Source organism: Candidatus Tisiphia endosymbiont of Thecophora atra (genome assembly GCF_964026395.1).
GTDB lineage: Bacteria > Pseudomonadota > Alphaproteobacteria > Rickettsiales > Rickettsiaceae > Tisiphia.
This window is the reverse complement of record NZ_OZ032145.1, coordinates 1,383,446-1,402,849: the sequence shown is the minus strand read 5'-3', so window position 1 is coordinate 1,402,849 and position 19,404 is coordinate 1,383,446. Positions and strand designations below refer to the sequence as shown.

Below are 19,404 nucleotides of genomic sequence, written 5' to 3'. Positions count from 1 at the left end.
GTACATGAAACTATCAATTAACTCGGAAGCAACCCCATCTCCACCCTCAATACTTACAAAAGAGCAATTAAAATCAATTTATTTGAAGATTTTTAGTGGAGAAGATGGTAGAATAGTATTAGAAGACTTGGCTCAATTAAGTGGTGTGTATCGCAGCAACTTTCTACAAGAAAGCAACTACACCGCTTTCAATGAAGGCATGCGAGCTTTGTTTTTGTACATATGCTCGCAAGCTTCAGAAGATGATAGAGTTAATAATATTGATGGTGCTAAAAATACTAATGAATCAGATAAGTAATAGCGATATTTAGTAACAATTAAGAGGTTATGTATGTTTTTATCAAAGTTTCTTGATCCTAAAAACGATTTTTGTTTTCGTAAAATCTTTGGTACTGAAAAGAACAAAGATATACTTGTACATTTTTTAAACGATGTTCTTAAGTGTAAAGAAAATGAGCAAATAATTGAGGTGACGTTTTTACCAACTATCCAAGACCCTGATATTGCTATTTACAGAAAGTCTATTGTTGATGTGTTATGTAAAGATCAACACGGTAATCAATTCATAGTAGAGATGCAGGTAAGTAAGCATCCAGGATTTGAAAAAAGAGCCCAATATTATGCAGCTAAAGCATATTCTCAGCAAAGAATTGAGGAAGATGAGAAACACAAGAAACTGGCAGTATACGCTAAATTAAAAGGAGTAATATTTTTAGCGATAGCGAATTTTGTAATGTTTGAAGATAAAAAACATTGGAAATCAGAACATCGTCTTTTAGATACAGAGAGCTATGCTCATGATTTAAAAGATTTTTACTTTGTTTTTTTAGAGCTTGAAAAATTTAAAAAAACTATAGATGAGCTAAAGACTATTGAAGAGAAGTGGATGTATTTTTTTAAGCATGCAGGAGATAGTAAATTAACATTAACAGAAATAGAGCATTTAATAGGTAAGGATGAAATTATTAGAAGAGCCTTTGAGGCTGTAGACCAAGCTAGCTGGTCAGAGGCAGAACTTAACACCTATGAGCAAATGACCAAAGCTCGTCTTGATAATTTAGCGGTAGAACAGCAACAAATTGAAGATGCTGAAGCTAGAGGTGAAGCTAGAGGTGAAGCTAGAGGTGAAGCTAGAGGTGAAGCTAGAGGTATTAAAAAAAATGCTATAGCCACAGCAAAAGAAATGTTAATTGATAATGAGCCAATAGAAAAAATAGTTAAATATACAAAACTAACTATTGAAAAAATAGAACAGTTAAAAAAAGAAATAGAAGAGTTAAAAGAAGAATAAGCAAATGAGCAAAGAAGGAACTGCTAATAACTATGAAATTAACCCTACTTCCTCTGCTAGCGATTGGCTAGCTAATATGCCTGAGGAAATACGTAAAGCTGAGTCACTGGGTAAATTCAAGGATGTCTCATCTTTAGCTCAGAGCTATTTGGAAGCAGAGAAGAGCTTGAATCAACGAGTTGCTGTGCCAAAAGATGACAGCTCTGATGAGGAGTGGCATAAATTTTATTCTAGGATGGGGCTGCCTGAAGATAGGAGATATACTGATAAACGATCTAAGGAAGATGAGGAGTATTTAACTCGTTATGAAGACATGTTTTACCAAAGCGGACTATCTAAAAGACAAGGTGAGAAGCTGCTTAATTCTCTGTATGGTTTTTCGCAGGATTTACAAAAACAGCAAAAAAATGCTATCGAGCAAACACGTCACTCTCACATTGGTTGGTTGAAAAACACTTATGGTGAAGGTTTTGACAGTAAGATGACAGTGATGCAGGCAGCTTTATCTAAGTTTGGTACTAAAGAACTAGCTGAATTAATTGAAGATTCCAATTACTCGCCAGCCTTAGTAGATTTGTTAGTTAGGGTTGGTGAAACTTTAAAATCTGACTCGTTAGTAACTGGTAAAGAGCTACCTGCAATTAATAGCCGGGAAGCTGCATTGTCAGAGATAGAAAAACTTGATTCTGACCCCGAGTTTATGGTAAAATTAAGGAGTAAAGACCATACGGGACATGATCAAGCTGTGAAACGTATGCAACAATTATACAAAATCGCTTATGATACAAAACAATAAAAAATAACGTAACCAACCAATCATTAAAGTCATGAAGTAGGTGACAACTCATTTTAAGGCTGCCACTTCGCAATAACCTATCAGAAAAGAGCCACTAATAGCATAGATACCCGAAAACTCGTTAGCTGCATAGCGGACAACGACCAAATTCGAGTATAAATGATATCGCACTTTAAATATTGATAGATTATTTGAGGAGGAAAAATGGAACAAATAACCGATAGCCTTAAAGAACAATTTGCTAAAAATATCAGCTTAGTTATCCAACAGGAGGGATCAAAATTACGGAAGTGCGTTACTAATGGTACGCAGGACACTGAGGTAATTAGCTTTGAGTCAATGACTACCCATGAGGTGGAGAGCAGAACTAGACACCCAATTGATCATAATGACTTACATGGACATTATGCGGATGCTAGAAACCCTGCTAGATTAGAACAAATAGAATTTAAAATTCCCACTATTTCAAGACGCTTTTTGACGGCATCAAGCTATCATTGGAACGCTACTATGGATAGGAATGATAAGTTAAACCTATTAACCGATCCCACCTCACATTTTCCTAAAATGGCAGGTTGGGCAATGGGTAGACAACAAGACCGGGTAATTATTAGTGCTTTTGCCAGTCCTGTCAGAGCAGGGCGGACAGGCAATGATGTGATTTACTTTGATGTAGCTAATAATATAATACCGGTAGGAATTAGGGTTACGGATGCTGATTTAACCTTAAATGCTCAAGCTGCAGTTGCTGCCAACAGAGGCATCATTAATTCGAAAAGAGCCGGGCTAACTGTTGATAAACTAATAAAAGCTCATCATATCTTAAAAAAACGCTCTTTTGGTATGTATAATAAATTATACTTACTATGTTCAAGTAATCAAATCTCCGACTTGTTACGCGATCCGCAAATTACCAATTATGACTATAATAACGTTAGAGCTTTAGTGAGTGGTGAAGTTAATAGTTTCTTAGGATTTACCTTTATTACTAGCGAGATGTTGGGTGGTATATTTGATGATGCTGGTGATGCTAATCGCCCTAGATATGCTGTAAAGGATTGCTACGCCTTTAATGAAGGAGCGATAAGATTTAACACGGTCAGTGGTTCTAACAAGAAGGGCATTGAAGAGCTAGTACAATATCACTATGCCAAGGTATTATATTACAGTGAAGCTTTTGGAGCTAGTCGTGATAATGAACAAGCAGTAGTGGTGATTAAATGTTTAGAGGATTATGACCGCAGCAGCCATCAGGGTGTATTGTGGCGAGCAATAGCCAATGAGGATCATCGAAGAGGTTTGCATAGCATAACAATGCCATGGCAGATGTTTGGTCATCAGTGTCGGAATAGTGATGATACTGCTGATATTAATAATGATGCTTTAACAGTAATTGCTAATAATAATTTAGCTACTACTAAAAAGCCACAAGTAGTAGTAATGAGAAGAGCAGGTGATGTTGTTGCTGCTGGTGTTGGTGATGATGTTGGTATTATTGAGGATGATAACTTTGGTGGTGGTATTGTTGAGAGTGAGAATGAGGCATAACTACAAAATTTATTTATGGAAAATTTGTATTATTTGTAGTTGAGTGTAACTACCATGAAATATGAGATTATCAAGAAGGCAGTAGTACTACTTGGGTCAAATGTTGGTATTAGTAGCATTGGTGGTGGCAGGATATCAAAAGCCGAAGAATTATGTGAGGAGTTTGTTAATCCTGCTATTGAAGATACTGTGCTAATGGTTAAATGGTCATTTGCCTTACGGAGAGTCGATAATATCGAAGGTAATAGACAAAACTTCACTGAAATACCGGATATTAATGATTGTATTAAATGTGCGGTAATAGTGCCATCTAATCTACAATTTTATACGGAAGCAGGTAAGATTTACTTTAAGGGTGGTAAACTTACCTCGCTGTTTTACTACAGCAGAAACATCGTTGATAATTTGCTAAATAATGATACGACTATTTGGCAACAAGTGCCAAGCAGCTTTAAGTTATTAGCTGCTTTATCGTTAGCCTCACAAGTATCATTTGCTATGTATTCTGATAGTGTGTTTACTGATGGACTAAAGAAACAATATTTGATCAAATTAGAAGAAACAAGAAGGATTTACTCGGTTGATTATAATTTAATTAACTCAGGAGAAGTATAATATAGAGCTAGCCTAAAAAGATTAGTCATAATTGTAGTATGGCTAAGACTTTTCCAGTTTGGTGATAAATTGTCCTACCCTCAGGGTAATTTAAAAGTCACAATCATTAGTTGCTATAGATACAAATCTAACCACTATCGATGTCATCCCTGCTTCGGTGCGGGATCTATATTACTTAATAGTCTTTCAGGCTTATTTTTTTAGATTCCCGCCTACGCGGGAATGACATCGAGTGCATATTAAGCATTTTTCCCTTTATCTATTAGGCTTGCAGCCCGACTTTTAAATTACCCTGCTATTCTAGTACTTCTAACTTCTTTACTAAATTTGTTAGTAAGGCTATAATAGTTATTGATATATTAATAATATTTATATGAGGAATAGTTATATGCAAATTGATACTATACAAAAGAAAGATGCATTTATAAATGTACTGCAAGTAGCTTTGGAATGCAATTCATATGCACTAGGGGTTTTATGTAAAACAGGTTGGATAAATACTCAAAGCGTAGTTGGATTTACAGCTTTAATGTGGTGTGCAAATAGTAATGAAGACCATTTCAAGTCAGCTCGGTTGTTATGCTCTTACAATGCTGATGTAAATCTTTTAGATCAGTATAAAAATACAGCTATAATCTATGCAGCCAATAATAATCATATCAAGATAGTTAATTTACTAATACACTATGACGCTAAGGTAAATATCAAAAATGTTGAGGGGTATACAGCTCTAATGATAGCATCTCAAAAGGGTCATACAGACATAGTTAACTCACTAATCAAGTATGGAGCTAAGCTAGATGTTGCAAATAAAGATGATGCTACAGCTCTAATGATGGCATCTCAAAAAGGTCATACAGACATAGTTAACTCACTAATCAAGTATGGAGCTAAGCTAGATGTTGCAAATAAAGATGGTGCTACAGCTCTAATGATGGCATCTCAAAAAGGTCATACAGACATAGTTAACTCACTAATCAACCATGAAGCTAAGCTAGATGTTGCAAGTAAAGCTGGTACTACAGCTCTAATGATGGCATCTCAAAAAGGTCATACAGACATAGTTAACTCACTAATCAACCATGAAGCTAAGCTAGATGTTGCAAGTAAAGCTGGTACTACAGCTCTAATGATGGCATCTCAAAAAGGTCATACAGACATAGTTAACTCACTAATCAAGTATGGAGCTAAGCTAGATGTTGCAAATGAAGACAGTGCTACAGCTCTAATATATGCAGCAGCCTATGGTAGGACAGATGTAGTAGAGTTGTTATGTAAACGGTTATGTGAGAAAGGGCATACTGTAGATGCACAAGATAACCATAACAATACGGCTCTAATATATGCAGTAAAGAGCAAGCATGTAGAGAGCGTTAAATTACTATTCCGTTATGGAGCTGATAAAAATATTATTAATGAGAATGGAGAGACAGCTGCAAACATAGCAGAACAAAGTGATAACCTAGATATAAAAAAGTTATTATGCGATGAAACAGCGGATGTAAATCTTCAAAATAATGATACACTTCCATCTCATATTGATGTAGCTACAGAGGATGCTGATTCAAGTGATGTAATAGGTGATTTAGGAAAGACACATGAAAATTATGATTATTAAAATTTGTTGTGATTTATAATTTCATATCTAGATTAACTATAAAATTACAGGTAATATTATATAAATATCGTAGATTAAAAGATTTTTTAAAAAACATCTAAAAGTAGGAAAATAATTATTGACATACAATTATAAATAGATTATACCATAAATAATAACTATTGGTAACTAAAGATTATGCAAGAGCAATTTGTATATTCACAAAAAAACAACTTCTCAGGTGGTGAGCTAACTCCCACCATTGAAGGGAGAACCGAGCTGGCTTTGTATCAGAACGGAGTTAAGAAGTTGATTAACTTCATGCTGCTGCCATCAGGTGGCATTATGCGTAGACACGGTACACAATTTGTTCACTTGTTCACTGATAATGTGCCAAAGAAAATGGCAGCAGTAATGTTCTCAAGGAAATTATCCTACTTGCTGGTTTTTGAATCGCATCACCTAGAAACTCGTTGCTTATTTTTTGTTGGTGGTGAATTGTTGTTAACTAGTAAAGTTATACAGGATGAAGGGCAAAATTTTCATTTTCGTCCTAAAGATTTTTCTTACGTAGTTTTTCAAGGGATTGCTTATATTTCCTTTGGTGAGAAGCGACCAATCTTTAAATTCTCCATTGACCCGGAAATTGTTGAGCAATTTTACCAACATATTGAAGAGCAGGCAAGAAAGAGACAGGTAGAATATGGTGAAAGAGCTGAGATAGCGTCCAGTAGCAGCTATGAGCTAGCCAGCAATTTCCCTAACAAAGATAAGATGTTTATCATTGAAGCATTGAAATGTCATGTTAACTATTTTTCGACCGGACGAAGTGACCAAAGAGAACGCTTAATACAAAAACCTTTTAATGAAGTAATCTACGGAGCAGAGGTAGACAAAATTAACGATGAGCTAAAAGCTATTCACCAACGAGCAGCTAGCCAGTCAGCTGGACAAAGCAATATCTACCAAGCCAATAAGGAGAAGTTATATTGTACTTCAGTGGTTACTTTTGAAAACCGATTATGGTGCTTTGGGGTTAATAAAAATATTCATTCAATTTGGGCAAGTTATAAGGGAGATTTTAGTGATTTTAGGATGGCATATAGAACCTTACTAGAAGCACGAAATCCATTAACCGCTTTTTCAGCAACTTTCTCTTCATCTACTTTTGATAATGTCCTGTGGTCAGTACCTTTTGCTGATGAATTATTATTAGGTACTAGTGATGGCATTTATTTAGTCAAAGAAGGAGATCGAGCTAAGGGGGAATTTGTCAAAATCCATAAAGAGATTGAGTTACCGATATCACCACTGAAACCAGTAGTAATCGGTAAGACTATCTTCTTTGTTGAAGGTAATGGCTGTAAAATAAATAGTTTGTATTATTCACAAGAAAAAGGCGGTTTTCAGATATCAGACATTACTGCCTATGCTGAACATATATTTGCTGGTGGCATCAGACAAATTGTCGGCTGTAATAGCCCATTTTCAATGGTAGTGGCAGTGCTAAAAAATGGCTCTTTTGCTAGTTTTATCTATTCGCATGATTTAAAAATTATGGGCTGGTCACAACATTGGCTAGGTGGTAATGGTCAAGTATTAGGCATCACGCCAATCTATGCTGAAAGTAGCGATATGTTATATTTGCATGTTCGGAGAAGTGATGATACTGGTAGAAGCAGCAAGGAATATCTAGAAGTGCTGCAAACTCGTTATTTTTCTGCTAAGAATTTTGTTACTGATAAAGCAGTATATGCCGATTGTCATGTAAATATCCAACAGCCCGGAGAGAATGCCGCCTACCGCTCAATCATACAAGCATTAAAAGACGATAGTGCTTATGAGTTTAGAGGTGATATAACAAAATTAGAGCATATTGTACAAGCTCAAGCAGAAACTATTCTAAGACTTAAGTTAGATAATGTTGGCAATTCTTTTAAATACAAAAATAGGCTAGTTGCTAATTATGATGAACATAGAGCAGAGATAGAGAATTTTTTACAAAAATATTATCAAAATTATTTACCTAAGATTATGAATATTTTGGCGGTATCTTTTGCCTATCATCGAATATTCTCGCGTATTTATGCAGAGTTAGACAATCTATTTTTAAATAATCCTGAAAGCTTTGTTACAATCGAGCAATTATTATATGATGGTGAGCGGCTTGGTGGTGATATTATTGAAGCCGTGGAGCTACTAAATGAAATAGATGTACCAGCTATTTTAAGAGATGGTGGTTTGATGGAATATCTGCCTAATAGTGCTTTTTCTTTTTGTCCAACTATTTGCCTGCAAATAAAAAAGTTAAATACTGAGTTAATCAGGTTTATTGCTGGTACGGTGCAAGATATTATGGCAACTGCCAAACAGAATATTGAACTACAATTTGAAGTAAGTAGAGAGATACAAGAAATGCGACTAGCGGTTAGTCACCTCAATAAGAAAATATTGCTATATTATGCCGAGCAGGATAGTGATAAAAAATCCGGACTGCTAGTTAATTTACAAAAGTTTTTTGCCAAAACTGCAGTAGATTTTTACCCAGAATTGCTAAATATCGCTCATCCGGAACTGACTAAATATATATTTGGTGAGCAGGTTAAACAATTAGTTAACCAACAAATAGTAGATTTAGACCGACATACTAGCAAAGAGCAACTAGACAATAAACTATCAAGCATTACTAATCAGTTAATCGATAAGCTACAACAAATACATAGTGATAACAAGATTAATGAACTTAGTAACTCCAAAAGACGAGAAGAAATAGTTGAATGCTTAAGGAGTATCATACTCGATAAACCATTAAGCAAAGATATTAGGGAATATATTCTATCTGATATTTTTAGTCAAACTATCGATGGAATTGTAGATGAAGTACTAAACAGAATTGCCCCGATAATGGGCAGAGATCGTAAGTCCTCATTATCGTCCTCTAGAGCGTCGGTATATAGTAAAGAAGGTTATACTGACCCATTAGAGGATAGAATATTTGAGCAAATGCAAGAACTCAAAGAAGGGCTAGCTTATTTGCAGCGTAACATTATTGAGTATTGTCAGTTAATTATGCCGAGCTTTCATCCAGCTTTACTGAAAGATATCCTTGAAGATGAGAAGAGCATAAAATTAGAGAAATATTTACTATTATCAAAAAGATATTTTCCAGTTTTTAAAAAACTATTTCCTGATATTGGTGGGTATGAATTAAGTAGTATAGCTCGTAACTGCCTACCATCATTCCAGCAAATCAATATTGCCACTATATTACCAATCTTTCAGAAAATTGCTGTATCTATTATTGGTGATGAGGAATTACATGATTTAAGGATTATCGATAATGAGCTGATTAAGCTAAAACATCCAGTAAGACATTTGTCGGTAGGCTTTCCTTATTCTTCAATATTACAGACTTTTCCTCTGATATTTCCGGATGAATACGAGCATGCTCCGAAAAAAGACGCTGAATTAGGATTAAAAGTCTTTAATAGTAAAGGTGGTTATATTGAAGAAAGGCTAGATAATGGACAAATAGACAGGCAACATATTAATAGTAGATATGTAGATAGTGATGCGTTGATTAGATTGGTGAATGATAAGAAATATTTAACAACATCAACAGCTACTAAAGAAGTATGTGACTTATTTGCCACTCCTTACCAATCAGGCTGGGTGAATTTTATTATGCACGGAGAAATTAAAACTGATATTGATGTGACTTTTAAGGTCGATAAGCCCTACCCGGTTAGTATCCTCAAGATATATGCTAAGGCAAAGATTTTGGCAAATTATAAGGGTAGTTGATGAAAAGTAATCTTTAAATTGTCTTAACCAATATAATTAAAATATCTTATTGATGTTAGTAATAAATTATATTAACATCATAGTTGCTGAGTATTTTGCTCAACAATGAGAGTATAAATATCTTTGCGAGTTAATATATATTACCATAATCTACTAAATAACAATCAATTTAGAGGTATTTGAATATGAGTAAAGACAAACCAACGGGCTATAGCCCTGAAGAATGGGAAAAAATTAAAAAAGGACGTGAGGTAGCTAAAACCCCAGATGGTGAGAAAGTGACCTATACGGAATATAAGAAACGAGAACAAGAAAAGGAACAAGCACAGAAAGATAATGATGATAAAAAAGCAGGTAATAATGATAAACAAGTACACTATATTACTGGAATAATATACGATAACCCTTTATTAAACAATATATCTGAGGAACTTGTTAAATTTGACTCAGATATAAAGGGTTTACTAACCAAAGCACTTAATTCCGTGCCGTCATCAAATCAAAGTGATCCTGTAGAGGTTTGTACCACGCCAATGGGTGACATCAATGATATGAGCGAAGGTTAATAATAACCTAAGTCTAGCATGAGAGGGAGAGAAGCCTAAATAAAGATCGTTCTGAACTGTGTCAATTTAGAAATTTCTCCCTAAAATTAACTATGGCTTTATATTTACTTTTACCAGTTTGGTAAGATTTTTCTTTAAAGCGAGAGACCCCTATAACACAGAGGTCATAACGCCAACCGAGTTCCCCAGTCCATGTCATCCTTGCAGACAAGTACCAATCGGGCAATGCCCTAATTCTCCGAAAGAATCGACTGCCAAAAGCAGATTTTTCAGACATTACACAACTAATACTAGTTATAATGTAACATATTTTTGCAACAAAGTAAATGCTAAAAAGTAAGATTCTAGGTAATGATAAAAAAAATGGTAAAATAACTTAGTGATAGCATAATTAATGATAGAATGATTTAGTAAGTAATAAAAAAGAAATAACTATGTTTGATTTTTTAAATTTTTTCTCAAGTGGAGAGAGTATATTTGCTACAGGAGCATCTTTATTTAATACTTACGCCCAACTAAGAAGTAATAAAGAGAAGACCAAGCAAGCCTTATATGAGCAGCAGCATTTATTGAGACAGCAACAGGAGCATCTTAAGTTTGATCGTCAACAATTATTTGAGCGAACCGCTGAATATGGAGCAATATCGAGTTATCACGTTGATATGTTAAGGCAAGAGCAGTTATATAATCGCCAACAGCTGGGCTATAATATCCTGAAAACCGGCATTGGTATAACTGGCACTGATTCAGCTGGCTTATTACTACGACATATGGCTTATATGGATGAGATGAAGGCAAGAAGCGTAGAAGCTGAACATTTTCACCAACGACCAAGATCAAACTTAAACACGACAATGATTGATTTAAATAAGGAAGCAATTAACCGTAATATTAGTTCGATCAAGTCAGCCTCACCTTGGCAGAATCTTGGTACGGTTTTAAGCGGTGTATTTGACCTTGCTAAAATATCAAGAATTAATGAAGGAATAATAGAAAAGTAAAAGGAAAGTGATAAACAAAGATGAAATGGCAAGTTATAGCAGGGATAAGTCAGAGAATTAATGAAGAAGCTAAAGGCTATTTGATACGCAAGCTTGAAAAAGATGCTAACGTAGAAACGCCACATTTATGGTCAGATTTCCTTAACGATACCACCAAGCATTTACACCAGTCACAAAGTAATATTGAAGTAGCTCCCAATAGTAAAACTGGTGGTCTGACATGTTTAACGCAATTTGATGAGATGCATCCGGATTTTCTTGAGAATAACAAACCATGTCTTGATTACTTTTTAAGTAAATATGACCAACGAACCAATGATTATTTGCAGCGTACCAATAATCCACTAACCAAGCGTATGTTGCAAGCCAAGATTAATGATTATCGAGTATCTTTAGCTGGACATATAAGTAGTGCAGAAGCCAAGCTAATTGATGGTAAACGTCACCATTTAGCAATTGAAGCTATCCAAAAGTTAAAGAATGCTACTTATGACAATCCACAGTTTTATACTAGTCACTTACAAGATGTCGCAGTAGCTATTAATTCTCTATCATTACTGCCACAAGAGCGAGATCAAATGTTGATTAATGCCAAACATGATTTAGCATTTGCCGCGGCACAAGCTACTTTAAAGCATTCGCCGGATGCTATATTAAATCCCAATATAGTTGCTGAATGGAAAGAAGATTTATCGTTTGAACAAAGGGTTAAGCTAGAACATCAAGCAAATAATCTACTGCATCATCAGCAATTACTGAGACAACATCAACTTAGTTCGCTTATCAATGCCGATTTGCACAGTATCTTAAATACTGGAGAACGTGTTGAGGGCATTGAAAATATACTGCAAGCCAGCTTTAATGCTGGTGATCCACGATTACTGCAATTTAGAAGCCAAGAAGCTTTGTATAAGCAGGCTTTTGTTATCTCACAACAAATAAAACACCTACCATTCACCCAAGGTCAGGAAATATTACAACAAATTGCCCCAAAGGGTGGGGATAGTGATTATGACAAGAAAGAGAAACTATATCATATTTTAACCGAGCAGTTTAACAAACAGCTTAAATTGGCTCAAACAGACCCAGCTAGGCTAGCTGAGGAAAACGGTGAAATACCCAAAGACATACCATTATTACAACGTTTATTGCTTAGGAAACAATTGCAACAGCAAAAAGGCATCCCTAGTTACGATCAGAGATATTTAATGAACAAAGAACGTGATGAGTATTTAAAAAAGATTGAGACTAAAGATGTTAACCAAATTCAACAAGCCATCGATAGTATAATCAGTCTACGAGATGATGAAGGGGGTAGTAATCAATATGGTTTGGAGATATTGGACGAAATCTTAAGGGGTAAAGAAGATATAGAGTGTCTGACTCAATTCTATGCTGAAAATAGACTTTACGACCGTAAGACTGCATCAGCCTTTATACAGATGATAGCACTAGTTAACGAGCTATCATTAAAAAGTCAGCCATTATTTATCGGTCATGAAATGACAGAATTTAACCAAGAAATTAACAAAAATGCTATAATCAAACAATGGAGTAAGGATTTAGCTAAGGTTGATATTCAAAATGAAACAGAGATTAACCAAACACGGCAAGCTATAAAATATTTAGCTAAATATTACCAACACACTGAAGATTTAGATATTGACAAAGCAGTAAAAAAAGCAACCACCAAATTGATTAGTGAGGTCGATATGCGACTAGATAGTAAAAATCTGCAAATACCCCGTCAGATAATAGTGCGAGGTATGATCGAAAATTTAAACGCTGATTGGGTAGAGAGCAGCCTAACAGAGCTGCAACATGGTCTGATTAACGGAACTATAACTTATGATTATGGGGCTACTTTTTTAGTTAAGGATAGTGGTGGCAATGATCCAATAGGACAATATGCAGCTATAGCAATGGCACGAGAATGTTTGCAACAAGGTAGATGGAATCTAACATCTGACAAAAAGAGTGTCTATTATAGTTTCCCGACTAAAGATGGTCAGTATCTGCCTGTTTTAACAAAAGATGGTAAAATGTTAAAATTTGATTTGCTAGAGTTAAATAACCCTAAAGCTTTAGAGCAACAAAAGCAAAGATTATTACAAACTATCTCTGAGTATCCACAATATGATTAGTACGATGGAAAATAATGACAGCTCAAATAATTACTTACATTATCGGTCGAATAACGAACCAATTCACCCGCGTTACTATTCTACCTTATTACCGGAGCGTAGATTTAATAAAAGTATCGTTGATCTGTTAGGTAGTAGTAAATTAGATGTTTGGCGGGCGTCTGCTAGGCAAGCTTATGCAGATAGTCCAAGCCTATCAACTTTATGGCGAGCTTTTGACCCACAATATATTATTGATCCTGAACTGCAGGATATTGCTGAATATTTTAAAACTTACAATAATAAATTAACCAAGGAAGAGTTTGAGCAAAAATATGCTGAATCAGGTTTAAAGTATGACCCTAATTTTACCAAGCAATTAGTAGAAGATATTTTAGAGAGGAAAAAGCAGCGAGAAATTAATGAGTATATCATTGCTGCAGGTAAAGGCGGATTAGTTGAAGCTATTGGCAAATTTGGAGCTGAGGTAGTATTTGGTAATTTGTCGGTAATTAACATTGCTGCTAGCTTCGTTCCTATTGGTAGACCAGCAATGTGGGCGGCGGCTAGTCTAAAATATGGCAAACTTCCAACAACATTAGCTAAAGGTTTGGTTGGTGGTGCTATAGGTCAGGGAGCTACCGAGCCAGTTCTTCATAATGAACGACATACTGAACAAAGACCTTATGACTTGTCAAATAGTTTGATTAATATTATAGAAAGTGGTTTATTTGGGGCAACCTTGCACGGTCTTGGTTATTCGGCTAAATATTTGCGAGACAGATTGTATTTATATTCAAATAAGCTACATCCTGAAATTGAGACCTTACATCCGATAGTTGATAGTCAGTTAAAAGATAATATTGACACTGTACTAAAAGAATCATCTCCTCAGGAGAATATAATAGAAACTGAGCGAGTTGATAGTCAAGTACCAACAAGTACCGATGCTAATATTGGAAACAGTTCTTTATCAAGGTTAGCTGAGTTACAAGCAAAGAAGTTACAATTAATTACGGCAGCCGAGCAACAATTTCCCTCATATTCTGCCCAGCAGAGGCAAATAGCAGAATTACAACAACATATGCATGATCAGTTTGGTACTAATGGTAAAACTGAAGCAATACCAAGATGGTTCTTGGATATTTTACTAGAGGAAGAAGGTAAATTACAACAATTATATCAGGAGCATATTAATAACCCGGAGTTTCAGGAATATTTGACAGCAGTAAAACAATTAGATCAGCAAATTATCAATAATTTACGACGTCAGCAATGGGAGACTAAAGGCTATGATTTATCACCCGAAGAGTTATATATAGCAAGAAAACAGCTAGAGGAAGGCAAACATATAAATCTTGAGAATCCACAAAAAGCTGAATCTTTTTACCATGGTGATGATAAGAAATTTGAGAATAACAATGCCAGTCCTAATCTACAAGAGCATCTAGCTTCTTTAGAAGCTGAGATAGCCAATTTACCTGAACAACAAAAGGTTAGTTATCAAGCAGAATCCATCAAGCAAGATGTTATTTATCAACGAACCGAAGAAATCTTACGTAAGATTAAGCAAGGGGCTAACCCTTCAGAACTAGAGGAGTTATTTAAAACTCTCAGTCTCATCGATCCACAGTTAGTGGATGAGCTAAAAACTATCCATAAAGAATTTGTTGGACAGAAAAGATTGGATTTGCTAGAGAGAGACAAACAAATAGATATGTTCATTGATGATTTTAAGAAGGAACAGTTTGTAAAAAAAAGAAATAATGCCCTGAATTTAATCAAGATGGCTACCATAGAGAGATTTGTTAGAAATCATGACAATAAGATTGCTGCGATAAAAGAATATTTACGGCAGGTTGATTTACGGCAACAAACTATTGCTAAAGAGCTGTTATATGGCATTACAAGAGATTTAGAAAAAGCTGGTGTAGATCGCGAGTTTGGAAATATTGCTTATGAAAAGGACATAATACAGGAATTATGGAATATCAGCCATCCTGATAAAAATCCGACAGGGAGTGAGAGGGCAATGATAGTTGCTCAAATAATCAATAAATGGCAAACAGCTGCCATCAATAGAGCTAATCTAGCCGGTGGTTATATAATACCGTTAGAGGGTTATATTACTAAACAAGAGCATAATAGTCTTAAACTCCGAGAAGCTGGTTATGAGGCATGGTTGAAATTTATCTATCCGCTACTTGATCACCAAAAAATTGCTAAACTAAATGATAAACTAGATTATAAGGCAATATTTAACAATCTTGCTAGTAGTATTCATTTAAAAGATACTGACCAATATTTAAATATAGCATTTACTTACGTTAGAGGAAGTAACGTAGCTGATGTGGTGTCAGCTAGTAGGAAACTACATTTTAAATCGTCAGAAGCTTGGTTAACATATCAGAAGGAGTTTGGTAATTACGTACAAAATGACTTTGTTGACAAGCTCATTAGCCCTTTAATTAAAAGTCGATCCTTCATTGCTGATTCGATAGTTAGTAACCTTAATATATTAGGTCGAAGCATCGGTATGATGGAGAGTATGGGTTGTAATCCTGAATTAATGCTACAATCAATTAAAGGCACTTTTACCAAGGAGCTACAAGAGTTAGCAATTAAAGACCCAGCTATTTTAAAGCAATTAGCGTTACTGAGTAATCCAAACAGTTTTGTCAATCAGTTAGACCTAATGCTAGGAGTTAAACCACAAATACCATCAGTTGACCGTATCCTTGGGGCTTATCGTGCTTGGAAGTGTATGGTAAATCTTGGCAAAGTGGTACTTTCTTCAATCCCTGATATGATAAGTTTTGTCAGTGAGTTACAGAATAATGGCATACCACTAATGCAATCTTATGCGAATATATTGCAAGTGGCAGCTACAGGATTTAATGGTAAAAAGAAAAAAGAGCTTGCTAGTTTGCTTGGTATCGCTGTAGATTCACTGCTTGGTCATAGTTATTCTCGTTTTTCAGGAGAATACCCCATATCTGGTAGCATATTTAAACTTACCAATGCATTTTTTAAGCTAAACTTTATGGAATGGTGGGATAATACTTGGAAATCTACAGTTGGTAATTTGTTATCGCATAATTTAGCATCACAAATCAATAAGCCCTTTAATTCGCTATATCATAATTTACAAACTTTGCTTAATAGATATGGGATTAATGAAAGTAATTGGCATCTTTATAAACATTTAGTACAGCAAATAGAGAATAAGCCATATTTAATACCTGATATGGCACTACTACCTGATCATTTACTAGACCAACATTTACAACTACAAACTGGTAAAAGTACAATTAGCAGTCTCGATATAGCTAGGTTCAAGCAGGATTTGACCAATAATTTGCGAAGATATTTACTTGACCGGGTTGATACAGCTATTGCCACTCCGCATACTGCCGAGAAAAATGCCGTGTTACTCGGTAATTTAGGCATTAAGGCAGGTTCGCCAGCTGCCGCGGTGATTCAGTGTATAATGCAATTCAAAACTTTTGCCTATACTTACATTACTAGACCGTTAAAATCAATAACCATCGATCAAATACCAACCCACCAACAAATAGGTAGTGGCAATTTGTTGGATTTAGGAACATGGAAGGATATTGCTAAATCAATGAGAAACCCGACTACTATTAAAATGTTGTTTCAATTATTGCCGGGTTCTATAGGACTTGGTTACTTGTCGATCAATGCTAAAAGGTTGGTAGAAGGGAAAGAATGGATTGCACCAAACGAAGAAGGAGTATTTATAGCGTCCTTATTACAAGGTGGAGGTCTTGGATTATTTGGGGATTTTTTCTTTAATGAGTATGATAGTTATAATAATCTGCTTAAAGCTTTAGCAGGAACTATGGGTAGCGATATTATTGATTTTGGCACAATACTTACTTTAATCAAAAATGGTGAGTTGGATAAGGCAGAAAAGTTGCTTAAAAAATCTCTTCAAAGAAACATCCCGGGTCGTAATTTATTCTACCTGCAACCCGATCTATGTGGCTTCCATGACTGTCATAGCTTGAATTGGTAGGAGAAAGAATGCACATAATAATTGAAAATGATGATAAGGCAAAACCATTTGTAAAATGGGCAGGTGGCAAAAGACGTTTAATAAAAGAATTATCCACAAGAATACCGCAAACTTATAAAAGCTATTATGAGCCATTTGTAGGAGGTGGAATCCTATTGTTTGCTCTTGCTCCAGCTAGTGCGACTATATCAGACATAAACCGAGATTTAATTACTACATATGCTGTGATTAAACATAAACCTCAAGAATTGATAAAGCTATTGGCAAAACATAAAGTAAACCATTGTGAAGAATATTATTACAAAATCCGAAAACAATTTAATGGTTAATGATATAGAAATTGCTGGACATTTTATATATCTTAATAAAACCTGTTATAATGGTTTGTATAGAGTCAATAACAAAGGGGAATTTAATGTGCCTATAGGGAAGTACAAAAATCCAGCAATAGTTGATGAGACAAATATAATAGCTTGTAGTGAATTTCTACAAAATGTTGATATAAAACATCAAGATTTCAGCAAAATTTCTCCCAATAAAGGTGATTTTGTTTTTTTTGACCCTCCCTATTATCCTATAAATAATAAATCGTTTACTAAATATACAAAATCTGATTTTACAGAAACAGACCAAATTAAACTTTATCAAAAATGTAAAGAGTTAAACGATAAGGGTGTATATTTTATGCTTTCAAATTCTAATATTCAGTTTATAAGGCAGATGTATAAAGATTTTCATATAGAAATTATCGAAGCACCAAGGAGTATTAATTGTAAAGCTAATGCAAGGAAAAATGCAGAAGAGGTTTTGATTAGGAATTATATTTAGCTAGTTACTAATCTGTACTAATTGAGCTTTATAGTTTCAATTTAACAGATATTGATTACTTGCCAAATAGCTCCTCTTCCTCTGAAGCATTTCTTATTGTTTTTATTATTCCGGACTTTCCTCTTGAATATCTATTTTTAATAGCTCGTTAATTTTACTGATAGGTAAGCCAGTCATTGTAGCGATTTCCTTAACAGACCTTCCTTTTCTCATTAACATTCTTATTAATTTAGCTTCTCCTCTAGCTTCTCCTCTAGCTTCTCCTATTTGTTCCCAGTGTTGTGCCAAACTACCCATAAGCCTTGTACCTGTTTCCTGATTTAACTTACTTGTTAATAGCTTTTCTAATTCTAGTTTATCCTCTTTATTTATTCTTGTCAACGTATAGTGTAGTAGCAGCTCTATATAGTTATAGCCAATACTTACCTTGACTAGTTCAGGTAACATATCGGCTATTTCTTGCCATTTTTTAAGTAGATCGCGTTCTCTTATATGTTTTGCAAAAAACTCAAATATCCCAGACCACACCCTTTGCTTTAACTGCTCATCAGGAATATCATTAACATTAACTATTTGATAATCATTTGTCCAAATCTCTTTAGCTAGTAGGTTATCTTCAAAAAGTTCCCACAAATTACGAGAGGCATTATAGTCCCCTGTACCATTAAAAAATATTAGTGGGTATATTAATGGCAAAGACTTTGCCTTAGGATTTGCAGTTAAATATCTATCACAGATATTTAACATATATCGTAACAAACGGAATGCCATAAAATGATCAGCCGAACTTTGATGCTCAATTAGGAGAAACAGATAACCGTCCTTACCATCAAACTTAGCAGAAAATAACACATCAGAGATAGAATCTCTTAGATTTTGCTCTATAAAACTGGTGTTTTCAAATTTTAAACTAGGAAAATCTATCAGAGCTTTAATATGTTTAGGCAAATGAGCGTTTAAGAATTCATGTGCTACTAGTGGGTTTTCCATTGCTTTGCGAAAAATTTGGTCATGCTTCAAACGTTTAGTAGTCATTTTACCTACCTAATTTTAGAGAGTTCCTTAATGTGTTTTGACATAAAAACTTTTAACAGGCAACAGTTTTTTCGTTTTGTTATATAGTTTTTGAGTAACAAATATTTGCTAAGTTAAGTTGAAAAACAATTTAACTTATATTAGTGAAAATATGATGT

Annotated in this window: 12 protein-coding genes and 1 pseudogene; 12 read left to right on the top strand and 1 reads right to left on the bottom strand. The window is 34.7% G+C overall.

The window, feature by feature from the left end; genetic code table 11:
• Positions 1-4: 4 nt before the first annotated feature.
• The 12 genes and pseudogenes from AAGD45_RS06645 (at position 5) to AAGD45_RS06585 (ending at position 18,211) form a co-directional block, all read left to right on the top strand.
• Positions 5-298 carry a hypothetical protein gene (locus tag AAGD45_RS06645; RefSeq protein ID WP_341761133.1) on the top strand — a complete coding sequence of 98 codons (294 nt, stop codon included), beginning with the start codon at positions 5-7 and terminating at the stop codon, positions 296-298.
• 33 nt (positions 299-331) lie between these two features.
• Positions 332-1,291: an Rpn family recombination-promoting nuclease/putative transposase gene (locus tag AAGD45_RS06640; RefSeq protein WP_341761132.1), complete on the top strand. Its 960-nt coding sequence runs from the start codon at positions 332-334 to the stop codon at positions 1,289-1,291.
• 4 nt (positions 1,292-1,295) lie between these two features.
• The gene (locus tag AAGD45_RS06635) at positions 1,296-2,087 is read left to right on the top strand and encodes a hypothetical protein (protein ID WP_341761131.1); all 792 of its coding nucleotides are present in this window, start codon (positions 1,296-1,298) and stop codon (positions 2,085-2,087) included.
• 204 nt (positions 2,088-2,291) lie between these two features.
• Positions 2,292-3,635 carry a phage capsid protein gene (locus tag AAGD45_RS06630; protein WP_341761130.1) on the top strand — a complete coding sequence of 448 codons (1,344 nt, stop codon included), beginning with the start codon at positions 2,292-2,294 and terminating at the stop codon, positions 3,633-3,635.
• Between the two features lie 54 nt (positions 3,636-3,689).
• On the top strand, positions 3,690-4,250 hold the full coding sequence (locus tag AAGD45_RS06625; RefSeq protein ID WP_341761129.1) for a hypothetical protein: 561 nt from the start codon (positions 3,690-3,692) through the stop codon (positions 4,248-4,250).
• 388 nt (positions 4,251-4,638) lie between these two features.
• Positions 4,639-5,868: an ankyrin repeat domain-containing protein gene (locus tag AAGD45_RS06620; RefSeq protein ID WP_341761128.1), complete on the top strand. Its 1,230-nt coding sequence runs from the start codon at positions 4,639-4,641 to the stop codon at positions 5,866-5,868.
• A gap of 177 nt (positions 5,869-6,045) precedes the next feature.
• Complete coding sequence (locus AAGD45_RS06615) at positions 6,046-9,651, top strand: hypothetical protein (RefSeq protein WP_341761127.1); 3,606 nt, start codon at positions 6,046-6,048, stop codon at positions 9,649-9,651.
• Between the two features lie 185 nt (positions 9,652-9,836).
• Positions 9,837-10,217 (top strand): hypothetical protein, encoded by a 381-nt coding sequence (locus tag AAGD45_RS06610; RefSeq protein ID WP_341761126.1) that lies wholly within the window; start codon positions 9,837-9,839, stop codon positions 10,215-10,217.
• Between the two features lie 434 nt (positions 10,218-10,651).
• On the top strand, positions 10,652-11,218 hold the full coding sequence (locus tag AAGD45_RS06605) for a hypothetical protein (RefSeq protein ID WP_341761125.1): 567 nt from the start codon (positions 10,652-10,654) through the stop codon (positions 11,216-11,218).
• Between the two features lie 20 nt (positions 11,219-11,238).
• Positions 11,239-13,362, top strand: a complete 2,124-nt coding sequence (locus AAGD45_RS06600) for a hypothetical protein (protein WP_341761124.1) — start codon at positions 11,239-11,241, stop codon at positions 13,360-13,362.
• A 4-nt stretch (positions 13,363-13,366) separates the two neighbouring features.
• Positions 13,367-17,383, top strand: coding sequence for a hypothetical protein (locus AAGD45_RS06595; protein ID WP_341761123.1), 4,017 nt, complete (start codon positions 13,367-13,369; stop codon positions 17,381-17,383).
• 8 nt (positions 17,384-17,391) lie between these two features.
• Positions 17,392-18,211: pseudogene (locus AAGD45_RS06585) on the top strand (DNA adenine methylase).
• A 105-nt stretch (positions 18,212-18,316) separates the two neighbouring features.
• On the opposite strand, the gene AAGD45_RS06580 reads toward AAGD45_RS06585, so the two are convergent.
• On the bottom strand, positions 18,317-19,246 hold the full coding sequence (locus AAGD45_RS06580; RefSeq protein WP_341761120.1) for an Rpn family recombination-promoting nuclease/putative transposase: 930 nt from the start codon (positions 19,244-19,246) through the stop codon (positions 18,317-18,319).
• Between the last annotated feature and the right edge of the window lie 158 nt (positions 19,247-19,404).

Coding starts and splice junctions, on each gene's coding strand:
- AAGD45_RS06645 (WP_341761133.1), top strand. CDS start 5: ATGAAACTATCAATTAACTCGGAAGCAACCCCATCTCCACCCTCAATA.
- AAGD45_RS06640 (WP_341761132.1), top strand. CDS start 332: ATGTTTTTATCAAAGTTTCTTGATCCTAAAAACGATTTTTGTTTTCGT.
- AAGD45_RS06635 (WP_341761131.1), top strand. CDS start 1,296: ATGAGCAAAGAAGGAACTGCTAATAACTATGAAATTAACCCTACTTCC.
- AAGD45_RS06630 (WP_341761130.1), top strand. CDS start 2,292: ATGGAACAAATAACCGATAGCCTTAAAGAACAATTTGCTAAAAATATC.
- AAGD45_RS06625 (WP_341761129.1), top strand. CDS start 3,690: ATGAAATATGAGATTATCAAGAAGGCAGTAGTACTACTTGGGTCAAAT.
- AAGD45_RS06620 (WP_341761128.1), top strand. CDS start 4,639: ATGCAAATTGATACTATACAAAAGAAAGATGCATTTATAAATGTACTG.
- AAGD45_RS06615 (WP_341761127.1), top strand. CDS start 6,046: ATGCAAGAGCAATTTGTATATTCACAAAAAAACAACTTCTCAGGTGGT.
- AAGD45_RS06610 (WP_341761126.1), top strand. CDS start 9,837: ATGAGTAAAGACAAACCAACGGGCTATAGCCCTGAAGAATGGGAAAAA.
- AAGD45_RS06605 (WP_341761125.1), top strand. CDS start 10,652: ATGTTTGATTTTTTAAATTTTTTCTCAAGTGGAGAGAGTATATTTGCT.
- AAGD45_RS06600 (WP_341761124.1), top strand. CDS start 11,239: ATGAAATGGCAAGTTATAGCAGGGATAAGTCAGAGAATTAATGAAGAA.
- AAGD45_RS06595 (WP_341761123.1), top strand. CDS start 13,367: ATGGAAAATAATGACAGCTCAAATAATTACTTACATTATCGGTCGAAT.
- AAGD45_RS06580 (WP_341761120.1), bottom strand. CDS start 19,246: ATGACTACTAAACGTTTGAAGCATGACCAAATTTTTCGCAAAGCAATG.